Origin of the sequence: Faecalibacterium hattorii, assembly GCF_003287455.1 — a bacterium.
Classification (GTDB): Bacteria; Bacillota; Clostridia; order Oscillospirales; family Ruminococcaceae; genus Faecalibacterium; species Faecalibacterium hattorii.
The window spans coordinates 46,778-69,941 of record NZ_PRLC01000004.1 but is presented as its reverse complement, the minus strand read 5'-3'; the positions used below and the strand labels follow the sequence as shown (position 1 = coordinate 69,941).

Below are 23,164 nucleotides of genomic sequence, written 5' to 3'. Positions count from 1 at the left end.
GCAAAATCAATAAAGGTAAGGTGTGCAATATGTATCTGGATGAATATAAGCGCTGGCTGGCAGCGGATCTTGAGGACGCTGACCTGAAGCCCGAACTGGCGAAGATCGAGGGGAATGATGAGGAGATCAAGGACCGCTTTGCGGTGGCGCTGAAGTTTGGCACCGCTGGTCTGCGCGGCGTTCTGGGCGCCGGCACCAACCGGATGAACATTTACGTTGTCCGTCAGGCAACGCAGGGTCTGGCAAACTGGGTCAAGACGCAGGGCGGCAGCCAGACCGTCGCCATCAGCTACGACAGCCGCTTGAAGAGCGACATCTTCGCAAAGACCGCCGCCGGTGTTCTGGCCGCCAACGGCATCAAGGTCCGCATCTATGACGCCCTGATGCCCGTGCCCGCCCTGAGCTTTGCCACCCGTTACTACGAGTGCAACGCCGGCATCATGGTCACGGCTTCCCACAACCCTGCCAAGTACAACGGCTACAAGGCCTACGGCCCGGACGGCTGCCAGATGACCGATGACGCCGCCGCCATCGTCTACGACGAGATCCAGAAGACCGATGTGCTGACCGGGGCCAAGTACATCTCCTTCGCCGAGGGCGTGGAGAACGGCCTGATCCGCTTTGTGGGCGACGACTGCAAGAAGGCCCTGTATGACGCCATCGAGGCCCGTCAGGTGCGGCCCGGCCTGTGCAAGACCGCTGGCCTGAAGCTGGTCTACAGCCCGCTGAACGGCTCCGGCCTCGTGCCCGTCACCCATGTGCTGAACGACATGGGCATCACCGATATCACCATCGTGCCGGAGCAGGAGTACCCCAACGGCTACTTCACCACCTGCTCCTACCCGAACCCTGAAATCTTCGCCGCCCTGAAGCTGGGCCTCGACCTCGCCACCGAGACCGGTGCCGACCTGATGCTGGCCACCGACCCCGACGCCGACCGTGTGGGCATCGCCATGAAGTGCCCGGACGGCAGCTATGAGCTGGTCTCCGGCAACGAGATGGGCGTTCTGCTGCTGGATTACATCTGCGCAGGCCGCATCGAGAAGGGTACCATGCCGAAGAATCCCGTGGCCGTCAAGTCCATCGTTTCCACCCCGCTGGCCGACGCTGTGGCCAAGCACTACGGCGTGGAGATGCGCAACGTGCTGACCGGCTTCAAGTGGATCGGCGACCAGATCGCCAATCTGGAAGCAGCCGGAGAAGTGGACCGCTTCATCTTCGGCTTCGAGGAGAGCTACGGCTATCTGGCCGGCCCCTATGTCCGCGATAAGGACGCCGTCATCGGCTCCATGCTGATCTGCGAGATGGCCGCTTACTACCGCAGCATCGGTTCCTCCATCAAGCAGCGTCTGGAAGAGATCTATGCTCAGTACGGCCGCTACCTGAACAAGGTGGACAGCTTCGAGTTCCCCGGCCTGACCGGCATGGAGAAGATGGCTTCCATCATGCAGAAGCTGCGTGACGAGCCGCTGACCGAGCTGGCTGGCCACAAGGTCGTCAAGGTCACCGACTACAAGAAGCCCGAAGAGACCGGTCTGCCCGCGGCCAACGTCCTGATCTACACGCTGGAGAACGGTGCCACCGTCGTGGTCCGCCCCTCCGGCACCGAGCCGAAAATCAAGACCTACTTCACCACGCTGGGCAAGGATCTGGCCGAAGCACAGGCCCAGAAGGATGCACTGGCTGCTGCCATTGAGCCCATCCTGAAGTAAACGAAATCCATCAAGAGGAGCTGTTGAATGACTCCTTCCCACATCGCCTGCGCGAGGCCCCCTCCCAGAGGGGGCTGGCACAGCAGCGTTGTGACGGGGGGAGTGGTTCGGCAGCTCCATTTTTATTGCTCTGCGTGGTTGCAGTTTGTGGCGCAATACGTTATAATATTCAATGTATCAGTCTGCGCTTTGCAATGGGCGCAGAAAAACGGAAGACAGGTAGGTGTCAGAAGTGAAAAAACGTGTGACGGCGGTTCTGGTGGCCGCAGGTTCCTCCACCCGGATGGGGTTCGACAAGCTCAGCTTTGATCTGGGCGGGGAGACGGTGGTGCAGCGGAGCATCCGCGCCTTTGCCGAATGCCCCCTCGTGGACGAGATCGTGCTGGTGGCGGGCAAAAACCGGGAGTTTCTGGAGCAGCAGGCGGCCGCGTGCCAAAAGCCGGTGCAGGTCGTGCCCGGCGGGGCGACCCGCGCCGAGAGCGCGAAGAACGGCGTGCTGGCGGCGAGCGGCGAGATCGTGGCCGTCCACGATGCGGCCCGCCCCTTTGTGAGCGAGGCGGTCATCGAAGCCGCGCTGAACGCTGCCGCCCTGTGCGGGGCCGCGGCCCCGGCGGTGCCGGTGAAGGATACCGTCAAAACGGCAAAGCGGGGCGACGGCAAGACCGTGCCGGAAGGCTGCAGCGTCACCGAAACGCCCGACCGCAGCACCCTGTATGCGGTGCAGACGCCCCAGTGCTTCGACCGGGCCGCTTACCTCGCCGCGCTGGACGAACTGGACGAAGAAAAGGCCCGCCTCGTCACCGACGATTGCAGCCTGTTTGAGCTGACCGGCCGCCCGGTGCAGCTGACGCAGGGCGACTACGCCAACCTGAAGATCACCACGCGGGAGGATCTGCCCCGCCCGGAACAGAAAGAAGGAACAAATATGCGCATTGGTCATGGTTACGATGTACACCGCCTTGTGGAGGGCCGCAAGCTGATCCTTGGCGGCGTGGAAGTGCCCTTTGAAAAGGGTCTGCTGGGCCATTCGGATGCCGATGTGCTGGCCCACGCCGTTATGGACGCCGTGCTGGGCGCGGCGGCGCTGGGGGATATCGGCAAGCACTTCCCGGACACCGACCCGGAGTATTCCGGCGCCGACAGCCTCAAGCTGGCCCGCCGCGTGGCCGAGATCCTGCACGAGAATGGCTGGAAGATCGAGAACATCGACTCCACCATCCTCTGCCAGCGGCCCAAGCTGGCGGCCTACATCCCCGCCATGCGCGAAAAGCTGGCCGAGGCCTTCGGGCTGCCTGTGGACGCTGTGAGCGTCAAAGCCACCACCGAGGAGCATCTGGGCTTCACCGGCGAGGGGCTGGGCATCGCGGCGCACGCGGTGGCCCTGATCGAAAAGCTGTAAGCGGGAGAAAACATCGATGACTCTGAACTCGATCATAGCAAACTTCCAGACCTTCAAGCTGGCGGATCTGCTGGATATCATCATCATCGCGTTCCTGATCTATCAACTGCTGGGCATCATCAACCGCACCCGCGCCGGGCAGCTGGCCAAGGGCGCGCTGCTGGTGCTGGCGGTCTACTTGGTGGCAAACGTGCTGAACATGCGCACGGTGACGTGGCTGCTGAACTCCCTATTGCAGGTCGGCTTGCTGACGCTGGTCGTCCTGTTCCAGCCGGAGATCCGGCGTGCCTTGGAGCGGATGGGCCAGACCGACCAATGGGCCTCGAAGCTGTTTAACGTCAAGGGCCGCTACAATGACCCCAGCTTCAAGGGCGCATGGCGCAGTGCCATCATCGCCATCTGCGACGCCGCTGAACGCTTTTCCGAGACCAAGACCGGCGCGCTCATCGTGCTGGAGCGCAGCACCAACCTTTCCGAGATCGTCCGCACCGGCACGCCGGTGAACAGCGCGGTCAATCTGGAAGTGCTGGGCACCATCTTCTACGAGGGCACCCCCCTGCACGACGGCGCTGCCATCATCGAGAATGGCCGCATCAAGGCGGCGGGCTGCGTGCTGCCGCTTTCCAATAACCTTGACCTCGGCAAGGATATGGGCACCCGCCACCGCGCGTGCCTCGGCATTGCCGAAAACTCCGACGCCATCGCCATCGTCGTCAGTGAGGAGACGGGCATCATCTCCATGGCGAAGAACGGCGTCCTCATCCGCCACTTTGACCGCCAGACCCTGTACACCCGGCTCGTGGATGAGATGATCCCCAAGGAGACCGCCAGCGAGAAGACGGACAACAGCTGGAAGGGCCGTGTCCAGCGTCTGCTGAGCTGGGTCAACCAGAAAGAGGAGGAGCAGCCATGAGCAAGGAGCTGAACACGAACGGCACAAAGCCCGCCATCCAGCACACCAAGAGTCTGTTGGATGACCGCCGCATCCGCCTTCTGCTGGCCATCGTGGGTGCCATCGTGGCATGGATGGTCGTCACCATCGTGGTGCAGCCCGGCACCACCAAGACCATCGCCAATGTGCCGGTGGATTTCACTTACGATTCCGCCGCCTATACTTCGCGGGGCCTCAGCATTGTCAGCGCCCCGGAAAAATACGTCAACCTGAAAGTTTCCGGCGACGGCTACACCATCGGCAGTCTCTCGGCCTCCGATTTCGTGGTCTACCCGGATTGGTCCAGCGTCCGCGACAGCGGCGCGAAGACCCTGCACCTGCAAGTGCGGGGGGTCAACGGGCTGCTGAACGGAGTCACTGTCTCCATCGAGGGCGGGGACAACAGCGTGGATGTCGTCTTCGACGTGGTGGAGGAAAAGACCGTCCCCATCACCGTGACCACCAACTACCTGACCATCGCGGACGGGTATATCCTGTACGGCACCGAGCTTTCGAAGGAGACGGTCACCCTCTCCGGCCCCAGCACCGAGATCGATAAGGTCACCACCTGCACCGCCGAAGTTACCCACAACGGCGAACTGACCGAATCCGTCACGCTGGATACGGCCCTGCGGTTTTACACCAACAGCGGCAGCGAGGTGAAGTTCGAGTACACCACGAAGGAAGAGGAGAGCGTGGAGGTGACGCTGCAGGTCTACAAGATGGCGACGCTGCCCGTGGAGGTCAGCTTCGTCAACGCCCCGCGGGACTTCGACTCCTCTGTGCTGACCTACTCGCTGAGCAAGCAGACCCTGAACGTGGCGGGCCCGGCTTCCCGGATCGACAAGCTTTCCACCCTGTCGGTGGGCACCATCGACCTGTCTACCTTCTCGCTGAACAAGGTGTACGAGATGCCCATCGAGCTGCCCAGCGATATCCGTCTGCTGGACAACATTACGAGCATCACCGTCAGCTTCGACTCCTCCAAGCTGGAAACGAAGACGATGAATCTGCCCTCCGAATGCGTGCAGGTGGTGAACCTGCCGTCTACCTACACCCTGACGGTGGAGACCGAGCGGTTGATGAACGTGACCCTCTGCGGCCCGGCCGGTGCGCTGGAAACGCTGACGCCGGAACAGGTCGTCATTGAGATCGACGCCGACGATTTCTCGGTGGCCATCGGCCAGCAGAACATCGCGTGCCGGCTGTATGTGCCCTCCAACGGCAAGATCTTCGCGCTGGGCAGCTATGTCATCCAGTGCAAGATCGAGAGTAACTAAAGAAAGCAAATGATATGATCTTAGTTCGTGATATCCGCCTACCCCTCTCCGCCGGGGAGGAGCAGGCCTTTGAAAAAGCGCTGCATCTGGCGCGCATCCCCCGCGCAAAAGTCGGCCGCTTCGGCGTGTCGAAACTGTCGGTGGATGCCCGCCACGGGCAGCCGAAGCTGGTTTATACGGTCGCTGTAACGCTCAAAGACGAGGGTGAGGAATCTGCATTTGCAGGGGCCTCGCCCTGCGTTGCTATCCGCGGCAAGACCGATTTTTCCGTCGAGAACGGCGCGGAGCCCTTGGCCCACCGGCCCATTGTCTGCGGCCTCGGCCCGGCGGGGCTGTTCGCGGCGCTGCTGCTGGCCCGGCAGGGCTACCGGCCCATCGTGCTGGAGCGCGGCCCCGCGCTGGACGAGCGGGTGAAGGCGGTGGAGCATTTCTCCGCCAGCGGTGAGTTGGACGAAAACGCCAACATCCAGTTTGGCGAGGGCGGCGCGGGCACCTTTTCGGACGGCAAGCTGACCACCCGCATCGGCGACGCGCTCTGCGGCTTCGTCACCGAGGTGTTTTTGGAGCATGGTGCCCCGGCGGAGATCGCATGGAAGCAGAAACCCCACGTCGGCACCGACCTGCTGCGGGGCGTCATCACCTCCATCCGCCGGGAGATCGAATCGCTGGGGGGCGAGGTGCACTTCAACACGGCCCTCACCGGCTTTGAGCGGCGGGACGGCAAGCTGACCGGCATCCAGACCACGCAGGGCAGCTTCCCCTGCGAGGCGCTGGTCTTCGCGGTAGGGCACTCGGCGCGGGATACCTTCGGGATGCTGATGGACAGCGGCCTTGTGCTGGAGTGCAAGCCCTTCAGTGTCGGTTTCCGGGCCGAGCACCTGCAAAGTGAGATCGAAAAAAGCCTTTACCACGAGGCGGCGGGCCACCCGGCCCTGCCGCGGGGCGAATACCAGCTCTCGCAGCATGTGGGCAGACGGTGCGTTTACACTTTCTGCATGTGCCCCGGCGGTCAGGTCGTGGCGTCGGCCAGCGAGAAGGGCCGGGTCGTGACCAACGGCATGAGCTATCACGCCCGCAATGGCAGGAACGCCAACGCGGCGGTGGTGGTCAGCGTGGGGGCCGAGGATTTCGGGGCCGACCCGCGCCGGGCCATCGCATTCCAGCGGGAGCTGGAAGCCAAGGCCTACGCCGCCGGGCGGGCGGGCGGAGAATACGCCGCCCCGGCGGAAAATGTCCAGAGCTTCCTTGAGGGCCGGGGTCAACTGACCATCGGCCGGGTGGAGCCCACCTACGACCGCGGCGTGGTCGCGGCGGACTTGGGGGCCTTGCTGCCCGGCGAGCTGGCCGATACCCTGCGGGCCGGTCTGCGGGCGTATGAACGGAAAATTGCCGGTTACACCGCCCCGGAAGCGGTCCTCACCGGCCTTGAGACCCGCACCAGCAGCCCCGTGCGGCTGAAACGGGAAGAAAATTTTGAATCTGCCCAGCTTGCGGGATTGTATCCCTGCGGAGAAGGCGCGGGTTATGCGGGCGGCATCATGAGCGCCGCCGTGGACGGCCTACGGGTCGCCCGTGCGATCATCGGCCGGTATCGTCCGGCAGAAGGGTGAGAAAAATTTGATGAACGATCGTGAAAACGATAAAATGAGGGAAACAGAGGGCCGGCAGATCCAGCAGGAGCTGGAAAACCAGATGCGTGCCTTCGGCGATACCGTGTCGGACGCCTTCGCCCACGGCTTTGAGGGCCGGGGCATGGAGATCGGTGACCGGGCATGGGGCGTAGGAAAGGCTGCAGTCCATGCGGCAAAGCATATCTTTGGCCTGAAAAACGAACAGACCCCGGTGGAGCTTCTGCGTGCCGACGGCAAAAAGCGCTCCGACGCCGGGGTGGCCCTGCTGGTGGTGGGCATCACGTTCACCGTGATCTTTGGGCTGGGGATGCTGGGCTGCCTCATCGGGCTGGGCACTATTTCGCCGGCTGCTTTGGGTGACGTTGTGGTGTCGGCTGCTGAGGGCGGCGGCATCCTGATGACGGGCACAGACTACGTTATGAACACCGCCTACAACGTGCTGGGCATCGTCAGCAGCGTGCTGGGCCTTGCCACGGCGGGCTTTGGCTGGATGACGGCCTGTGGTGCAGCCCGAATGAAGGCGGGTAGGCAGATGGGCCAGTTTGCCGACTACGCCGACAGCGTGGACTACCATAAGGGTCTGCCTGTTTCGATGCTGGCCGACCTGACCCACCAGAAACCGAAAAAAGTGCACAAGCGGCTGCAAAAATACATCCGCAAAGGCTGGCTGAACGCATGGCTGGACGACAAAACGGATACACTCTACCTGACCGCCGAGGATTACCGCGCGGCACAGGAGGCCCTCGCCGCCCAGCGCGCCCGCCCGGCCCCGCAGCCGGAGCAGGAGGCCGCGCCGGAAACGCCCCTCAACCTCGAAACGGCCCGCCGCTTTGCCAAGGTGCTGGAGCAGGAGCAGCAGCTCATGCAGGACGCACAGGGCGCAGAGGAGCTGGCCCATATGCAGAAGACCACCGAGGCCATCTGCGACTGGCTGGAGACTCACCCGGAAAGCCTCCCGAAAGCGCGGCGGTTCGCGGAATATTATATTCCTACCACCCTGAAGCTGCTCCACACCTACAACGATGTGCAGGGCCAGAAGGGGGACAACGCCGAGAGCATCCGCCGGGATATCGCGGGCATCCTGCACACGCTGAATCAGGCCTACAGCAACCTCTATGACAACCTGCTGTCCGATGTGGCGCTGGATGTTTCCAGCGAGATCGCGGCATTGCAGGGAATGCTGGCCAACGACGGCCTGACCGGGGAGGGACTGCAATGACCTACCGGGCATGGACCTTAAAACAATTTGACCGCGCCGCTCTCAAGGATCTGACCGCCGCCATCGCGGAGCAGAACACCGAAGAGCTGGAAATGAACGCCATGGACGACGAACCGTGGAGCGAGCAGAAGTACGCCGCCACGCTGGCCGCCCAGCAAAAGGAAGTGGGTTTGCTGGCGGGCATCCTTGCCGCCCGCGGCATCACCGACCCCACCGAGGCGCTGACCCTGCTGGCGGGGGAGGAAGAACTCAGCGACCCCATGCTTCTGACCGACATGGACAAAGCATGTGCCCGCATCCTCGAAGCCATCGACAAGGAACAGACCATCGTTGTTTACGGCGACTACGACGTGGACGGCGTGACCGCCACCGCCCTGCTCTACCAGCACCTCAAGGGGATGGGTGCCAGCGTCAAATGTATGCTGCCCAGCCGGGAGGGCGACGGCTACGGCCTTTCGAAAAACGCCATCCAGTCCATCCACGACAAGGGCTGCCAGCTCATCGTGACCGTGGACAACGGCATCTCCGCGCTGGAAGAGGCCGAGTTTGCGGCTTCGCTGGGCGTGGACCTGATCGTGACGGACCACCATCTGCCCCACGACGCCCTGCCCAAGGCGGTGGCCGTGGTGGACCCCCGCCGCGCCGACGACCACAGCCCCTTCAAGGGTTTGTGCGGTGCCGGGGTAGCCTTCAAGCTCTGCGCGGCGCTGGACGGCTGCCCGCCGGAGGAGATGCTGGATTATTGCGGCGACCTTGCCGCTGTGGGCACCGTCGCGGATGTGATGCCCCTGACGGGCGAGAACCGCACCCTCGTCAAGGCGGGCCTGAAATTGCTGCAGCAGACCGACCGGCCGGGCATCTCGGCCCTGCTGGAGGAAGTCGGCCTTGAGGGCAAGCCCATCACGGCCGAAAATGTCAGCTATGCCATCGCCCCCCGCATCAACGCGGCGGGCCGGATGGACAACGCTGTGACGGCATTGCAGCTGGTGCTCTGTGAGGACGAGGAACGCGCCGCGGAGCTGGCACATAAGCTGAACGAGATCAATGTCACCCGGCAGGAGACCGAGCAGGAGATCGTCAAGGCGGCGCAGGAGCAGCTGGACGCTGAGCCCGCCATCCTCGAAGACCGGGTCATCCTCATCTGGGGGCGGGACTGGCACCCCGGCGTCATCGGCATCGTGGCTTCACGCTTGGTGGAAAAGACCGGCCGCCCCGTCATCGTGGTGTCCGTGGACGAACACGGCGAGGGCAAGGGCAGCGGCCGCAGCGTGCAGGGCTTCAACCTCCACGAGTGCATCGCCTCCTGTGAGGACATCCTGCTCCGCTTCGGCGGGCACGCCATGGCGGCGGGCCTTTCGGTGCGGGAGGAAAATCTGCCCGAACTGCGCCGCCGCCTGAACGAGTGGGCCGCGCGGGAATGCGCGGTGCTCTTCACGCCGCCGCTGGAATGTGACCTGTCCATCCACCTCGACCGCATCACGGTGGAGTCGGTGCGCCGGCTGGAGCAGCTGGCCCCCTATGGGGCGGAGAACCCGACCCCGGTCTTCGTGCTGGAAAAGGCCGTCATCGACGGCATTTTCTCCGTCTCCGAGGGCAAGCACTGCCGCCTCCGTCTGCGGCAGGGGAACGCCAGCATCTACGCGGTCTGGTTCGGGATGCCCCCGGAGCAGCTGCCCTACACCATGGGCGATGTGGTGGATGCGGCAGTGAACCTCTCGGTCTACGAATCGCTCCGTGGGGCCCAGCTTTCGGGCCGGATCTTGGAGCTGCACCCGGCGGGTTTCGGCAACGCTGCCGCCGAGCAGACGGCGCTGGTCCAAGCGCTGCGCCGCGGCACCCCGCTTTCGGCAGAACAAAAAGCAAGGATCGCCCCGGAACGGAGCGATATCATCACGGTGTATCGCGAATTACAGGCCCGGCGCTGGCACGCCGAGGACCTGCAGCCCCTGTTCGCAAAACTGGGAGAGGAAAACACCGGTAAAATTCTAGTCGCGATCACGGCCCTCGAACAGGTGGGGCTCATCGCGGTCCGCGAGCGCAGCGGGGCAAAGTTCTGGGAGCTGGTGCCCGCCGAGGGCAAGAAGAACCTTGCCGATGCGCCCATCTTGAAATGTCTGGAGGAACGATAAGATGCCAGAGGGAAAAAGTATGCTGGACCCGGTCAAGCCGGAGGATTCCTATTCTGCAAAGACCCATCTGCACCAGCCAGTGCCGGAAATGGCCACGGTAGCGGCCACGGCTCTGCCCGCCGACGCGCCGGAGGCTGCCCTGCCCAGTGAGGTGCGCCCGGAGATCATCACGTGGGAAAAGCTGGTGGAGGCGATCCATGCCAGCGGCAAAGCCTACAACATGGAGATGATCGAAAAGGCATATGACCTTGCCAACGAGGCCCACAAGGGCGTCTGCCGCCGCAGCGGCGAGCCTTATATCTGCCATCCGCTTGCGGTGGCCCGCTTGGTGCTGGACCTCGGCATGGATACCGAGAGCATCGCGGCGGCTCTGCTGCACGATGTGGTGGAGGATACCCCCACCACGCTGGACGACCTGAAAGCCGCTTTCGGCGAGGAAGTGGCTCTACTGGTGGACGGCGTTACCAAGCTGACCAAGATCCAATTCTCCAACATCGAGGAGTTACAGGCCGAGAACCTGCGCAAGATGCTGCTGGCCATGAGCCGGGATGTCCGGGTCATGATCATCAAACTCTGCGACCGGCTGCACAATATGCGCACCGGCGACGCTTGGCCGGAGCAGAAGCGCCGGGATAAGGCTCGCGAGACCATGGAGGTCTACGCTCCCATCGCCAACCGCTTGGGCATCCTGAACGTGAAGGAGGAGCTGGAAGACCGCAGCCTCCATTACCTCGACCCCGTGGGCTACAACGAGATCAGCAAGATGCTGAGCGAGCGGGCGGGCGAGGAGTTCCTTGCCGGGGTGTCGGGTGTCATTGAGCGCCGCTTGGAGGAAAGCGGCATCGAAGGGGCCACCATCAAGCGCCGCGTCAAGAGCATTTACGGCATCTACCGCAAGACCATCATGCAGAACAAGTCCTTCGACGAGATCTATGATATCTATGCGGTCCGCATCATTCTGGATACGCTGGCCGAGTGCTACAGCACCTTGGGCCTGATCCACGATATGTACCACCCGCTTCCCAACCGCTTCAAAGACTATATTTCCACCCCCAAGCCCAACGGCTACCAAAGCCTTCACACCACCGTCATCGGCCACGAGGGCATCCCCTTTGAGGTGCAGATCCGCACCCGCAAGATGGACGAACAGGCCGAGTACGGCGTGGCGGCTCACTGGAAGTACAAAGAGGGCCTTGACGGCCACGACAAGCTGGACGAGCGGCTGGCGTGGGTCAGTCAGCTGCTGGAAAACCAGCGCGTCAGCGAGGATTCCGGTAACCTGCTGCATGATCTGAAGAGCGACCTGCTGCCCGAAGAGGTCTTCGCCTTCACCCCGAAGGGCGATGTCATCAACCTGCCCGCCGGGGCCACCTGCATCGATTTCGCCTATGCTATCCACTCAGCCGTCGGCAACCGGATGGTGGGCTGCAAGGTCAACAACCGGATGGTCCCCATCGACCACATCGTGTCCACCGGCGAGATCATCGAGGTCATCCTCGGCTCGGCGGACAAGGGCCCCAGCCGCGACTGGCTCAAGATCGTGCGCACCAGCGAGGCCAAGAGCAAGATCCGCAACTGGTTCAAGAAGATGCGCCGGGAGGAGAACATCCAGCAGGGCCGCGATGCGCTGGCCCGCGAGCTGCGCCGGGAAATGATCTTCATCCCGGACGACGAGCTGGATGAATTTATCAGCAGCTGCTGCCGCCGCCTGCGCCAGAACAACGCCGAGGAGCTGTATGCGGCCATCGGCTACGGCGGCATCACCATCGCCAACTGTCTGCCCAAGCTGAAAGAGGAGTGGCAGAAGCGCAAGAGCGAGGAAGACAAGAGCGAACAACTGGCCAAGGTGGACCTGAGCCGTGTCCACGCCACGGACGGTGTGGTGGTGGAGGGCTTCGACAACACCCCCATCAAGTTTGCCAAGTGCTGCTCGCCGCTGCCCGGCGACCCCATCGTGGGCTTCATCACCCGTGGCTTCGGTGTCTCCATCCACAAGCAGAGCTGCGTGAACGCCATCGCCAGCATGAAGGACCCCTCCAACGCCCCCCGCTGGGTCAAGGCTTACTGGGCCGACAGCGTGAAGGACAGCTACAAGGCCGGCCTTGAGATCGTGGCGCTGGACCGCAATGAGCTGCTGCGGGATGTGCTGAGCGCACTGGCCGATATCCGGGTGCCCATTTACACGATGAACGCCCGTCAGGTGGAAAACAACTGTGCCGTGGTCAGCCTGACCATCGGCATCAACAACACCGAGCACCTCAACCGGGTGGTGGCCCGCCTTTCCAAGATCAAGGATGTGCTCAAGGTTACAAGGAGTTAATATGCGTGCAGTCATTCAGGCCGTTTCGTCGGCCAGTGTCCGGGTCAACGGGGGTGAACCCCGTGCCATCGGCCCCGGCCTCGTCATCCTGCTGGGCGTCCGGGATACCGACACGCTGGACATCGTGCCCAAGCTGGCCGAAAAATGCGCGGGGCTGCGCATCTTCAAGGATGAAAACGACAAGCTGAACCTCAGCGCCAAGGATCTTGGGTATTCGGCGCTGGTGGTCAGCCAGTTCACCCTTTACGGCGACACCAAGAAGGGCTTCCGGCCCAGCTTCATCCACGCGGCCAAAGCCCCGCTGGCGGTGGATGCCTACGAGCTGTTCCTCGCCGAGATGGGTCGGCAGGGGCTGAAGGAAGTCCGGCACGGAGAGTTCGGGGCCGACATGCAGGTGGCGCTGGTGAACGAGGGCCCCTGTACCATCGTCATCGACACCGACGAGTGGAAAAAGAAGGAGTAAAAGGAGCGTATCATGCAGGCATTTCATCTGATCGGCGCTGCGCCGTTTTATACCAACAGCTTCCTGCTCATCACCGAGGCAGATCACGCGGTCATCATCGACCCCGCCGCCGAGGTGCAGGAGTATGATAAGATCCTGCGGGAGAAGGGCGCGGTGCTGACCCATATCCTGTGCACCCACGGCCACTACGACCATGTGGGCAGCGCGGGCGGCCTCAGCCGCGAGTGGGGCGCAAAGGTCTGGTGCGAGCCCGCCGACTGCGGCGGCACCCAGTTCTTCCCCCTGAAAGGTGCCGATTTTGGCTACGAGGAGGGCGGCAACCTCACGGTGGATGAACTGACCTTCACCGTGTGGCACACCCCCGGCCACACCGAGGGCAGCGTCGTGCTGCTGTGCGACACGTATCTCTTCGTGGGGGATACGGTCTTTCAGGGCAGCATCGGCCGCACCGACCTTGAAGGCGGCAGCAGCCGCAAAATGGACGAGAGTCTGCGCAAGTTCGCGGCCCTGCCCATCCCCAAGGAGACCCAGCTTCTGCCCGGCCACGGGGATTTCTCTACCTACGGCGAGGAGCTCAAGACCAATTTCTATATCCGAAATGCACTGCGGAACGCATAAAAAGGCGGAATAACATGAAAATTTATATCACAGGGCTGGCATCTGGGTACGAGGTCGAGCACCTTGTCCGGCTGTTTTACCCCATGGCTCCCCTTACGCTGACCCCGCCGGAGGACGGCGAGGACTGCGTCTGGGCGGAACGCAGGGCGGACGGCCTCTTCGCGCGGGTGCACGAGCACGGCGGGGAGAAGGCAGCATCCGCCCCGCTGCCGGGGCCGGACGGCGAGACCGAAGCCTTTGCCCTTGCCAGCCTGACCTATGACCTGCTGCGGGCTTGGACGGGCATCCGCCCGCCGTGGGGCAAGATGACCGGCGTGCGGCCGGTCCGCCTCGTCCACGACAAGCGGGCGGCGGGGTGGAGCCAAGCGGAGATCGACCGCTTCTTCCTTGACCGGTTCGACTGCTCGGAGCAGAAGTATCGGATGGCCAAGGCCATTGCCGATCTACAGGAGCCCATCCTGCGCCTCGGCAGCGAGCCCAAGACCTACAGCCTTTACCTCGGCATCCCGTTCTGCCCCTCCCGGTGCAGCTATTGCAGCTTCGTGAGCTGCAACCTTGACCGGGACCGCGAGCTGGTGCAGCCCTATGTGGACTGCCTCTGCCGCGAGGTGCAGGAGATCCGGGCTCAGGCCGAAAAGGCGGGGCTGCGGCTGTGCAGCATCTACATCGGCGGCGGCACCCCCACCAGCCTTTCGGCAGATCAACTGCGGCAGCTCATGGGCACCGTGCGGGAGAATTTCGACCTCTCCAAGGTGGTGGAATACACCGTGGAAGCGGGCCGCCCCGACTGCACCGACGCCGAAAAACTGGCGGTCATCAAGGAGTACGGGGCTACCCGGATCTCCATCAACCCCCAGACCTTCTCGGACGAGGTACTGGCGAACATCGGCCGGAAGCACTCGGCGCAGGACATTCTGGACTGCTACGCCGACGCCCGGCGGGCGGGCCACGACGACATCAACATGGACCTCATCGCGGGTTTGCCCGGCGACACGGTGGAAGGCTTTGAGCACAGTCTCCGTCAGGCCATCGCGCTGGACCCGGAGAACATCACCGTCCATACCCTGACCCTCAAGCGGGCTTCCCGCATCGTCATCGAGGACCAGAAAGAGAACGACTACGCCGACGTCGCCGCTATGCTGGAAAAATGTCATCTGCTGGCGGAGGCGGGCTACCGGCCCTACTACCTCTACCGCCAGAAGAACACCCTGCAGAACCTCGAAAACGTGGGCTGGTGCAAGCCGGGCCACGAAGGGTATTACAACATCTATATCATGGAGGAAGTCCAGACCATCCTTTCCGCGGGCGCGGGCGGCAGCACCAAGCTGGTGGCCGACGGCGGGAAACGGATGCAGCGCATCTTCAACTTTAAGTATCCGACCGAATACATCCAGCGCTTTGCGGAGGTTCTGGAACGGAAAAAAGGAGTGGCTGATTTTTATGATCACGATTTGGGTCCCGAAACGTCTGGTAGAGATTGACCTGTACAACATCGCTGCCCGCAGCCCGGAGCAGCTTGCCGAAATGAGCGAGCGCAGTTACCGCGAGCGGGTGCGCTACGCGGCGGAGAAGGTCCGCTTTTCCGGCACCAAGATCGTCATGCTCACCGGCCCGTCGGCCAGCGGCAAGACCACTTCTGCGCACAAGCTGGCCGAGGAACTCGTCCGGCAGGGAACACCGGCCCATGTGGTCAGCCTCGACAACTTTTTCCGGGGCGCGGAGTTCTACCCCCGGCTGCCCGACGGCACGCTGGACTACGAGAACCCCGATACCATGGATCTGCCCCTCATCAAGCAGTGTCTGCATGAGCTGAGCGAGACGGGGAAGACCAGCCTACCCATCTACGATTTCACGCAGGAAAAGCGCTCGGACGAGACGGAAGCCGTCGATCTGCAGGGCGGCGTCTGCATCGTGGAGGGCATCCACGCCCTCAACCCGGAGCTGACCAGCCTCGTCCCCGGCGAGGAAGTGTACCGCATCTATGCCGGACTGCGGGAGGAATACTGCATCGACGGCCGCCGGGTCATCAACACGCAGGACATCCGCCTGTGCCGCCGCACCCTGCGGGACGCTGCCGCCCGCGGCCGCAGCCCCGAAAAGACCCTTGCCATGTGGGACCGGGTGATGGACGGCGAGACGCGGTATATCAAGGGCTTCAAGACCACGGCGGACTTTTTGCTGGACACTTCCTTCACCTACGAGCTGGGCCTCATCGCCCAGCTTTTGCAGAAGGTGCGCCGCCAGTTCGTGCTGGAGGGCCATAACGCCGAGCTGTGGGACGAGACGGCCCGCCGCTTCGAGCATGTGGCACCCCTGCCGCTGGACCTGCTGCCCGCCGATAGTATGCTGCGGGAGTTCTACGGCGGTGAAGTAAACTGACGACCCTTCGTCCGCCTTTTGTGCAAATGCGAAAAAACTGTTTCCAAATCCGCACGAAACTGTAAAACTTGCGGCAGATTCGTTGCAATCAGCGGTGGAGTGCGCTATAATGGGGCCATCATCCGGAAAGCACAGGAGGGGAAGACCCTCCGCTGAGAGAGGTGTCTATTATGGATTTTAATAAGCTCAAGGAAATGGGTCTGGAATACGCCGAAAAAGGCAGGAATGCAGCCATGGATCTGGCTGAGCGCGGCAAAACGCAGGCAAAGATCGTGAACGAGCAGACCAAGCTCGCCAAGGCGCAGCGCCAACTGGGCGCACTGGTCTACAGCCTCGCCAAGGGCAATGAGGAAAACCAGCCCCTCGTCGATAAGTACATCGAGATGATCGATGCCATCGAGAAGGACTTGGCCGACCTGCGTGCCAGCCTCGACACCCCGGCGGCGGAAGCTGCCGCAGAGCCGGAGGCCCCCGCTGCGGCCGAGAGCACCACCATCGAGTTCCCCATCGAGCCGGAGCAGAAAGCAGAAAAGAAGACCTGCCCCCAGTGCGGTGCTCCCGTTTCGGAGGATGCGCTGTTCTGCAACAAGTGCGGCGCACAACTGTGACCAAAACCGGAAAATCAAAGCCCAGACCGGGCGGTGTCCCCGTGGGATGCCGCCCGTTTTTGTGCCAAAGTGTGAAAAATCTGGAAACATTTCGGGCGAATGGTCGGAAAATGGGCTTGTCCCCTTGAAAAAAGGCGGATTCTGCGATACAATAAAGCCCTACTTTTGGAGCAGAAAGGAACACCACCCATGCAGGATTGGCCGGAGCGCGAACACTATACGGCGGAAGACCTCATCCAGATCATCCGCATCCTGCGGGACCCGGAAGCGGGCTGCCCGTGGGACAAGGTGCAGACGCATCAGTCCATTCGGAAGAACTTTCTGGAGGAGACCTGCGAGGCGCTGGAAGCCATCGATGCCGACGACGCGGCCATGCTGCGGGAAGAGCTGGGTGATGTGCTGATGCAGGTGGCGTTCCACACCGTCATGGAGGAGGAGCGGGGCCGGTTCGATTTCGAGCAGGTCTGCCGCGAAGTGTGCGAGAAGCTGGTCTTCCGCCACCCCAACATCTTCACCTCCTCGGCGGCGGAAAACGCCGGAATAAATGGCTGGGATGCGCTCAAAAATAAGGAAAAGGGCCGCCGCACGCTGGCCGATGAGCTGGACACCGTGCCCGCGACCCTGCCCGCCTTGATGCGCGCCCAGAAGCTGCAGAAGCGGGCGGCGGGCCGGGGCCTTGGCATCACGACCGCCGAGGACGCAGCGGCTGCCCTGAAACAGGCCGAGCAGGACTGGGACGCGGCACCGGCCCCGAACGCCGAACAGGCGGGGGAGCTGCTCTTTGCTGCCGTCAACGCCATCCGGCTGGCAGGGCTGGACGCCGAAGAGGCGCTGACCTTTGCCTCCAAGCGGTTCCGGGACGAGCTGCTGGCAGACCAAACGTGATCGAACGGGTATCAGGCCGAAACGCCTGCTCCGATAGATAGAAAATGACGAGTACAATTTTGTGGAGGTTTACTATTATGACCAAGACTGATCTGATCGCACAGGTTGCGGCAAACACCGAGATGAGCAAGAAGAGCGCAGAACTGGCTGTCAACGCCGCATTCGACGCCCTGAGCAAGGCAATGGCAGAGGGTGAGAAGATCACCATTTCCGGCTTCGGCACCTTCGAAGTCCGTGAGCGCGCAGAGCGTCAGGGCATCAACCCCCGCACCCGCGAGCCCATCACCATCGCTGCTTCCCGCAGCATCGTGTTCAAGCCGGGCAAGGCTCTGAAGGACACCCTGTAAGTTCGATTTTTGCCGCCGGGGCCGCAGATGGTTCCGGCGGTTTTTCTTTGGAGGAACCTATGAGATTAGACAAATACCTGAAAGTTTCGCGGCTGATCAAGCGCCGCACCGTGGCAAACGAGGTGGCCGACGCGGGCCGCATCCTCATCAACGGCAAGATCGCCAAGGCCAGCCAAGCCGTCAAGGAAGGGGACATCATCGAGGTCACCTTCGGCAACCGGCCCATCAAGGTGAAGGTGCTCTCCGACATCGAGCCCCGCACCAAGGACGTGGCGCGGGAGATGTACGAAATCATTTCCGAATAAAGCGCGGCCTTTGGGAGAGCCGGCACGCGCAGCGTGATGGAGAGGGCAAGCCTGTCACAGGACACATACTCGCTTCGGGATCTGCATACGCTGGATTCAGAAGGAGAACTGCGCCATGACAAAAACGACCGAAAAGACCCCCGCCGTGCCCCATGATCTGATCTTGGAGAGCCGCAGCAAGCTGACCCTGACCGGGGTGAAGCGGGTGCTGCGGTGCGACGCCGACAGCGCCGCCATCGAGACGAGCAAAGGGGTGCTCCACCTTGCCGGGGCTGAGCTGAGCGTGACCAGCCTGAACCTCGAAAGCGGGGAAGTGCGGCTCACCGGCCACATCGACGCGCTGGAGTATACCGCTGAGCGCACGCCGGGCGGCTTCCTGCGCCGTCTGCTCCGCTGATGGCCCCGGCGCTGGACATCACCCTTGTCGGGCAGGAAATGGCCGCCTGTGCGGCGCTGGGGGCAGCCCTCGGCGGGGCGCGGGCCCTGTTCCCCGAAAAGGGGCGGGCTGCGTTCCTGCCGGATGTGCTGTTGGTGGGGGCGCTGCTGCTGGGGCTGCAAAGCTACGCGGCGGCCTTGAGCGCGGGCGGGGTGCTGCGGTGGTATCAGCTGGCGGCGGCGGTTCTGGCCGCAGCGGCGGTGCACAAGCTGCTGCGCGGGCCGATGCAGTTTGCCCGGAAGATGCTGTGGGCACCGGTGCATTTGCTTGCTGCCCGGTGGGCGGCTGGGCGCGCGGCACGGAAAAACCGAGCCCGTGAGCGCAAACGCGCAAAACAGGCCGCAAAAAACCCAAAAAAGAACTTGCCAAGACCACAGCGGATGTTGTATAATTCTAACGTATCAAAGTAAGAGTACAGGCGCATCGGGCCTGCTGATTTCAGGGGGCACTGAGTTATGACGAATCCCGGCCGCAAAAAACGCAAGAAGAATACCGTGCTGCGCACGGTGTTCCGGCTGTTCTTTTTCTTGCTGCTGCTCAGTATGCTGGCAGCGTACATCTCCAATCAGGTAGCCATCAGCTCCAAACGCGCAGAGCTGCAGACCCTGAACGAGCAGATCGAACAGCAGCAGACCAAAAACGAGGAGCTGCAGCGCATCCTCAGCGGCGACGCGGACGATGTGACCGAATGGGTCGCCCGTGATTCTTACAATTATGCGGCCCCCAACGAGCGCATCTTCGTGGATGTGACCGGCAACTGAGAAACGGGGCCGGACGGCTCCGGGCGGCTTTGCGGCCAACACCGGGGCAGCCACCAAAAAAGAGAGCAAGGAGTATTGAGTTTTGGCGATTGAGGTAGGGAACGTATTTGAAGGCCGTGTCACCGGCGTAAAGCCTTTCGGCGCTTTTGTTGCGCTGCCGGAGGGCCGGGTGGGCATGGTCCACATTTCCGAAGTGTCCAATGAATATGTGCAGGACATCGCAACCGTTCTGCACGACGGCGATACCGTGAAGGTGCAGGTCATCAATGTGGCACCGGACGGCAAAATTGCGCTGTCCATCAAGCGGCTGCTGCCGCCCCCGCTGCGTCCGGCTGGCCGTGACCGCGGCCCCCGCCCCGGCGGCGCACGCCCGAACGGCCCCCGCGAGGGCGGCCATTTTGGCGGACAGCGGGGTGGACGCCCCCCGCGGGAAGGTGGGCGCGGCCCGGCCCGTGAGGCAGCTCCCCGCGTGTGGCAGCCCAAGGCCCCGGCCAAGAGCGACAACCTGAGCTTTGAGGATATGATGAGCCGCTTCAAGAGCCAGAGCGAAGAGAAGATGGCCGACCTCGACCACGAGACCAACAACCGCCGCGGCGGCGGTTATGCACCGCGCTCCCGCCGCGGCCGCTGAAAGGAAACCCAAGAATGTCTGCAAAATTTGAACTGATCGCGCCCTGCTTCTTTGGCTGCGAGGCGACGGCGAACTTTGAGCTGCGCCGCATCGGCGCGGAAAATATCCGGGTCAGCGACGGTCGCCTGACCTTTTCCGGCGGGCCGGAGATGATCGCAGCGGCGAACCTGAACCTGCGCACGGTGGAGCGGGTGATGCTGCTGCTCAACACCTACCCGGCTTCCACCTTCGATGAACTGTTCGACGGCGTGTATGCAATCCCGTGGGAGGAGTTCCTGCCCGCAGATGCGGCCTTCCCGGTCACCGGTTCGTCCCTGAACAGCCAGCTCACCAGCGTGCCCGCGTGCCAGAGCATCATCAAAAAGGCCGTGGTCAAGCGGCTGATGACCAAGCACCACACCTCCGTTCTGCCGGAGACCGGCGCGGAGTATAAGATCCGCTTCATGCTGCGGAAAAATGTCTGCGAGATCATGCTGGATACCACCGGCGGCGGGCTGCACAAGCGCGGCTACCGGCGCAATGCCATGGAGGCCCCCATCCGGGAGACGCTGGCGGCTACCATCGCCGACCTTGGCCGGGTCCGCCGCGACAGCCTTGTGGAAGACCCCTTCTGCGGCAGCGGCACATTGCTGATCGAAGCAGCCCAGAAAGCCATGAACATCGCCCCCGGCCTGAAGCGCCGCTTCGCCGCCGAGCGCTACAGCTTCGTTCCGGCGGCCATCTGGGCCCAGCAGCGCCAGAAGGCGCTGGCCGAGTCCAAGCTGGATGTGGGCTTCGAAGCCTTTGGCTATGACATCGACCCCGCCGCCGTGGCGCTGGCCAACGCCAACGCCAAGCTGGCCGGTGTGGAAAAGCGCTGCCACTTCGAGGTGGCGGATGTGTCGGACTTCGAGGCAAAAGCCGAAGCCATCGTCCTGACGAATCCTCCCTACGGCGAGCGGATGAGCACCATCGAAGGTGCCGCCAAGCTGGCCCGGACGCTGGGCCGCCAGATGGAGGCACACCCCTGCGCGGGCGTGTATGCCATCACCGCCGATATGGAGTTCGAGAGCCACTACGGCAAGCGGGCCAACAAGCGCCGCAAGATGTACAACGGCATGATCCCCTGCCAGCTGTATATGTACTACGAGGCCCCCAAGTTTGAGCACAAGGCAAAGCCCATGCCCAAGCAGGGCTTCGACGGCAAGCGCACCCATTTTGAGAAAAAATAAGCAAAAGTAATACTTTACAGCCGCACTGGACCGAAAAGTTTGGTGCGGCTGCTGTTTTTCCGGGGCGGACGGGAGGCGAATCTTTTACAATTCGTCAGTTGAATAAAGTGACGAAAAAGGGTATACTTGTACCACTGTAAGAATGTGCAGCACTTTGGCTGCGGGAAAGGGAGAACGGCAATGGAAGGACGCATGAGACCCTATCTTCCGGAGCTTACCATCCGCGATTACAATACCTATTTATGGTATCTGCGGGGGGTGCGCTGGCAGATGTACCGGAGCTACGGGCTCTACTCGTGCCGGCTGCAGCAGCACAATGGCGTTCTGTTCGCCCTCTTGGCGGACAGCTTGGCGGGCCGCCCCGCCACCTGCAAGGCCCAGCGGCTGCCCGGCAACCTCTGCCGTAAGCAGATGATGTGCCAGACGCAGGGCATCCGGCTGGCGGCACAGGTGGAAGTCATGCTGGGGTGGCATAAACTGCAGGACCGCCGGTGGGACGAGCTGCCCCTTCGGGGCCGGCTGCGCCGCGCCGTGGACCGCGCCCTTCTGCGCGGAGCTTATGAAAAGGCGGTCAAGGAAAATCCTGCGCTGGAACGCTTGTTCGGGCAGGAACAGGAGCAGGCGGTGGTCCAGATGAACCTGAATGCCAACAACTACACCGTCGCCGCCGAACCTATGAGCAACATCTACGGCGCGCTCTACTCCACCCTCGCCACCGATGACCCCAGCCAGCGCAAGAGTATGCGCTACATCGGCAGCTGCATCGGCCGGGTGTTCTATCTGCTGGAAAAGGCTGCCCGCGTGGAGGACGACCGCAAGGTGGGCCGCTACAACGTCTTTCTGGTCAACGGCATCAACGGAAAGGAAGAGGCGCTGGAAAATGCGCGGCGTCAGGCGCTGGCCGCAGCAAACGACCTTGTCCGTGCCTACAGTATGTTAGATGTAAAGTTGAACAAATCGCTCATCGACAACATCATGATCCTCGGTCTGCGCCACGCGGTCGATCCGCTGGACGCCGAGAACCAGCCGGTGCGCTGGGAGCTGCCGTGAAGGGCCGCAAGAGCTGGGCTATGGCCTACTGCGGCATGGCAGCGGCCCTTTGCGTGGCGCTGATGCTGCTGGGGGCAGTGGTGCCGGTGCTGATGTTCATCGCGCCCGCCGTGGCAAGTCTGCTGATCGCGACGGTCTGTATGGAGTGCGGGATGAAGATGGCGCTGACGGCCTACGGCGCGGTGAGTCTGCTCAGTCTGCTCTTCGTGCCGGACAAGGAAGTGGCCCTCGTCTTCGTCTTCCTGCTGGGATACTATCCGCTGGTCAAACCGAAGCTGGAGCGCATCCGCCCCAAGCTCCTGCGGGAGACGTGCAAGCTGCTGCTCTGCAACGGGGCCGTGCTGGCCATGTACGGGCTGGTGCTGCTGCTGGTCCCGGCGGGCAGCATCTCGCAGGAGCTGCGCACCACGGCGCTGGCGGTCTCGCTGGCGACGCTGGCCATGGGCAATGTGGCTTTTTTGCTGTATGACCGCGCGATCCATAATTTATTGCAGCTCTACCGCCTCGTCTGGCAGCCGAAGCTGCATAAGATGCTGGGGAAGTAACTCCTTCCGTCATTGCTGGGCAATGCCACCTCCCTCTGAGAGGGAGGCTTTTAAGGCCCCCTCTCAGAGGGGGCTGACGCGGCATAGCCGCGGCTGGGGGAGTTGAATTTGCTTGAAAGAAGGAATGCTGCTTTTCGTTGACGCCAAGCGCCGGGCCACGCGGGTGACAGCCGCGAGGGTGACGAGGAGAGGAATCATCGAAAGTTTCGGCGGATGTTTCTCCGGTTGAATGGGCTATACCAGCCGCAAAGAGGGGCAAAAAACGGCAGTGATACCGCAACAGATCCCCTTGAACGAAAGCCAT

Annotated in this window: 23 protein-coding genes; all 23 read left to right on the top strand. The window is 62.7% G+C overall.

The window, feature by feature from the left end:
* Positions 1-29 precede the first annotated feature (29 nt).
* The 23 genes from C4N23_RS03950 to C4N23_RS03840 all read left to right on the top strand — a co-directional run bounded on the left by C4N23_RS03950 (position 30) and on the right by C4N23_RS03840 (position 22,860).
* Positions 30-1,712: a phospho-sugar mutase gene (locus C4N23_RS03950; protein WP_097839310.1), complete on the top strand. Its 1,683-nt coding sequence runs from the start codon at positions 30-32 to the stop codon at positions 1,710-1,712.
* Positions 1,713-1,935: 223 nt separating this feature from the next.
* Positions 1,936-3,111 (top strand): 2-C-methyl-D-erythritol 2,4-cyclodiphosphate synthase, encoded by a 1,176-nt coding sequence (gene ispF / locus C4N23_RS03945; protein ID WP_242983717.1) that lies wholly within the window; start codon positions 1,936-1,938, stop codon positions 3,109-3,111.
* 16 nt (positions 3,112-3,127) lie between these two features.
* Positions 3,128-4,024, top strand: a complete 897-nt coding sequence (cdaA, locus tag C4N23_RS03940; RefSeq protein ID WP_055189272.1) for a diadenylate cyclase CdaA — start codon at positions 3,128-3,130, stop codon at positions 4,022-4,024.
* A complete protein-coding gene (locus tag C4N23_RS03935; RefSeq protein ID WP_112144200.1) occupies positions 4,021-5,322 on the top strand; it encodes a CdaR family protein in 1,302 nt (433 codons plus the stop codon). Before cdaA ends, C4N23_RS03935 begins: the two co-directional genes overlap by 4 nt.
* A gap of 14 nt (positions 5,323-5,336) precedes the next feature.
* Entirely contained in the window at positions 5,337-6,932 is a 1,596-nt protein-coding gene (locus tag C4N23_RS03930) for an NAD(P)/FAD-dependent oxidoreductase (RefSeq protein ID WP_112144198.1), read from the top strand.
* 10 nt (positions 6,933-6,942) lie between these two features.
* Entirely contained in the window at positions 6,943-8,172 is a 1,230-nt protein-coding gene (locus C4N23_RS03925) for a 5-bromo-4-chloroindolyl phosphate hydrolysis family protein (RefSeq protein WP_242983716.1), read from the top strand.
* A complete protein-coding gene (recJ, locus tag C4N23_RS03920) occupies positions 8,169-10,301 on the top strand; it encodes a single-stranded-DNA-specific exonuclease RecJ (protein WP_112144196.1) in 2,133 nt (710 codons plus the stop codon). The genes C4N23_RS03925 and recJ overlap by 4 nt, the downstream gene beginning before the upstream one ends.
* 1 nt (position 10,302) lies before the next feature.
* Entirely contained in the window at positions 10,303-12,621 is a 2,319-nt protein-coding gene (locus C4N23_RS03915; protein WP_097839314.1) for a RelA/SpoT family protein, read from the top strand.
* A gap of 1 nt (position 12,622) precedes the next feature.
* Complete coding sequence (gene dtd / locus C4N23_RS03910) at positions 12,623-13,084, top strand: D-aminoacyl-tRNA deacylase (RefSeq protein ID WP_055189263.1); 462 nt, start codon at positions 12,623-12,625, stop codon at positions 13,082-13,084.
* Between the two features lie 12 nt (positions 13,085-13,096).
* Positions 13,097-13,702: an MBL fold metallo-hydrolase gene (locus C4N23_RS03905; protein ID WP_112144194.1), complete on the top strand. Its 606-nt coding sequence runs from the start codon at positions 13,097-13,099 to the stop codon at positions 13,700-13,702.
* A gap of 14 nt (positions 13,703-13,716) precedes the next feature.
* Complete coding sequence (gene hemZ, locus C4N23_RS03900) at positions 13,717-15,183, top strand: coproporphyrinogen dehydrogenase HemZ (RefSeq protein WP_112144192.1); 1,467 nt, start codon at positions 13,717-13,719, stop codon at positions 15,181-15,183.
* A complete protein-coding gene (locus C4N23_RS03895) occupies positions 15,143-16,081 on the top strand; it encodes a uridine kinase family protein (RefSeq protein WP_112144190.1) in 939 nt (312 codons plus the stop codon). The genes hemZ and C4N23_RS03895 overlap by 41 nt, the downstream gene beginning before the upstream one ends.
* A 170-nt stretch (positions 16,082-16,251) precedes the next feature.
* Positions 16,252-16,689 (top strand): zinc ribbon domain-containing protein, encoded by a 438-nt coding sequence (locus C4N23_RS03890; RefSeq protein WP_097839318.1) that lies wholly within the window; start codon positions 16,252-16,254, stop codon positions 16,687-16,689.
* 189 nt (positions 16,690-16,878) lie between these two features.
* Positions 16,879-17,574, top strand: coding sequence for a MazG family protein (locus C4N23_RS03885; protein WP_112144188.1), 696 nt, complete (start codon positions 16,879-16,881; stop codon positions 17,572-17,574).
* A 77-nt stretch (positions 17,575-17,651) separates the two neighbouring features.
* A complete protein-coding gene (locus C4N23_RS03880) occupies positions 17,652-17,921 on the top strand; it encodes an HU family DNA-binding protein (protein WP_055189250.1) in 270 nt (89 codons plus the stop codon).
* 59 nt (positions 17,922-17,980) lie between these two features.
* Complete coding sequence (locus C4N23_RS03875; protein WP_055189248.1) at positions 17,981-18,226, top strand: RNA-binding S4 domain-containing protein; 246 nt, start codon at positions 17,981-17,983, stop codon at positions 18,224-18,226.
* A 115-nt stretch (positions 18,227-18,341) separates the two neighbouring features.
* Positions 18,342-18,623 carry a YabP/YqfC family sporulation protein gene (locus tag C4N23_RS03870; protein WP_112144186.1) on the top strand — a complete coding sequence of 94 codons (282 nt, stop codon included), beginning with the start codon at positions 18,342-18,344 and terminating at the stop codon, positions 18,621-18,623.
* Entirely contained in the window at positions 18,623-19,072 is a 450-nt protein-coding gene (locus C4N23_RS03865; protein WP_055189244.1) for a hypothetical protein, read from the top strand. The genes C4N23_RS03870 and C4N23_RS03865 overlap by 1 nt, the downstream gene beginning before the upstream one ends.
* Positions 19,073-19,117: 45 nt before the next feature.
* Positions 19,118-19,423 (top strand): septum formation initiator family protein, encoded by a 306-nt coding sequence (locus C4N23_RS03860; RefSeq protein WP_055189241.1) that lies wholly within the window; start codon positions 19,118-19,120, stop codon positions 19,421-19,423.
* A gap of 82 nt (positions 19,424-19,505) precedes the next feature.
* Entirely contained in the window at positions 19,506-20,054 is a 549-nt protein-coding gene (locus tag C4N23_RS03855) for a S1 RNA-binding domain-containing protein (protein WP_112144184.1), read from the top strand.
* Positions 20,055-20,068: 14 nt separating this feature from the next.
* A complete protein-coding gene (locus C4N23_RS03850) occupies positions 20,069-21,265 on the top strand; it encodes a THUMP domain-containing class I SAM-dependent RNA methyltransferase (RefSeq protein ID WP_112144182.1) in 1,197 nt (398 codons plus the stop codon).
* Positions 21,266-21,457: 192 nt separating this feature from the next.
* Entirely contained in the window at positions 21,458-22,315 is an 858-nt protein-coding gene (locus tag C4N23_RS03845; RefSeq protein ID WP_242983715.1) for a DUF5685 family protein, read from the top strand.
* Positions 22,312-22,860 (top strand): hypothetical protein, encoded by a 549-nt coding sequence (locus C4N23_RS03840; RefSeq protein WP_112144176.1) that lies wholly within the window; start codon positions 22,312-22,314, stop codon positions 22,858-22,860. Before C4N23_RS03845 ends, C4N23_RS03840 begins: the two co-directional genes overlap by 4 nt.
* The last annotated feature ends 304 nt before the right edge of the window (positions 22,861-23,164 follow it).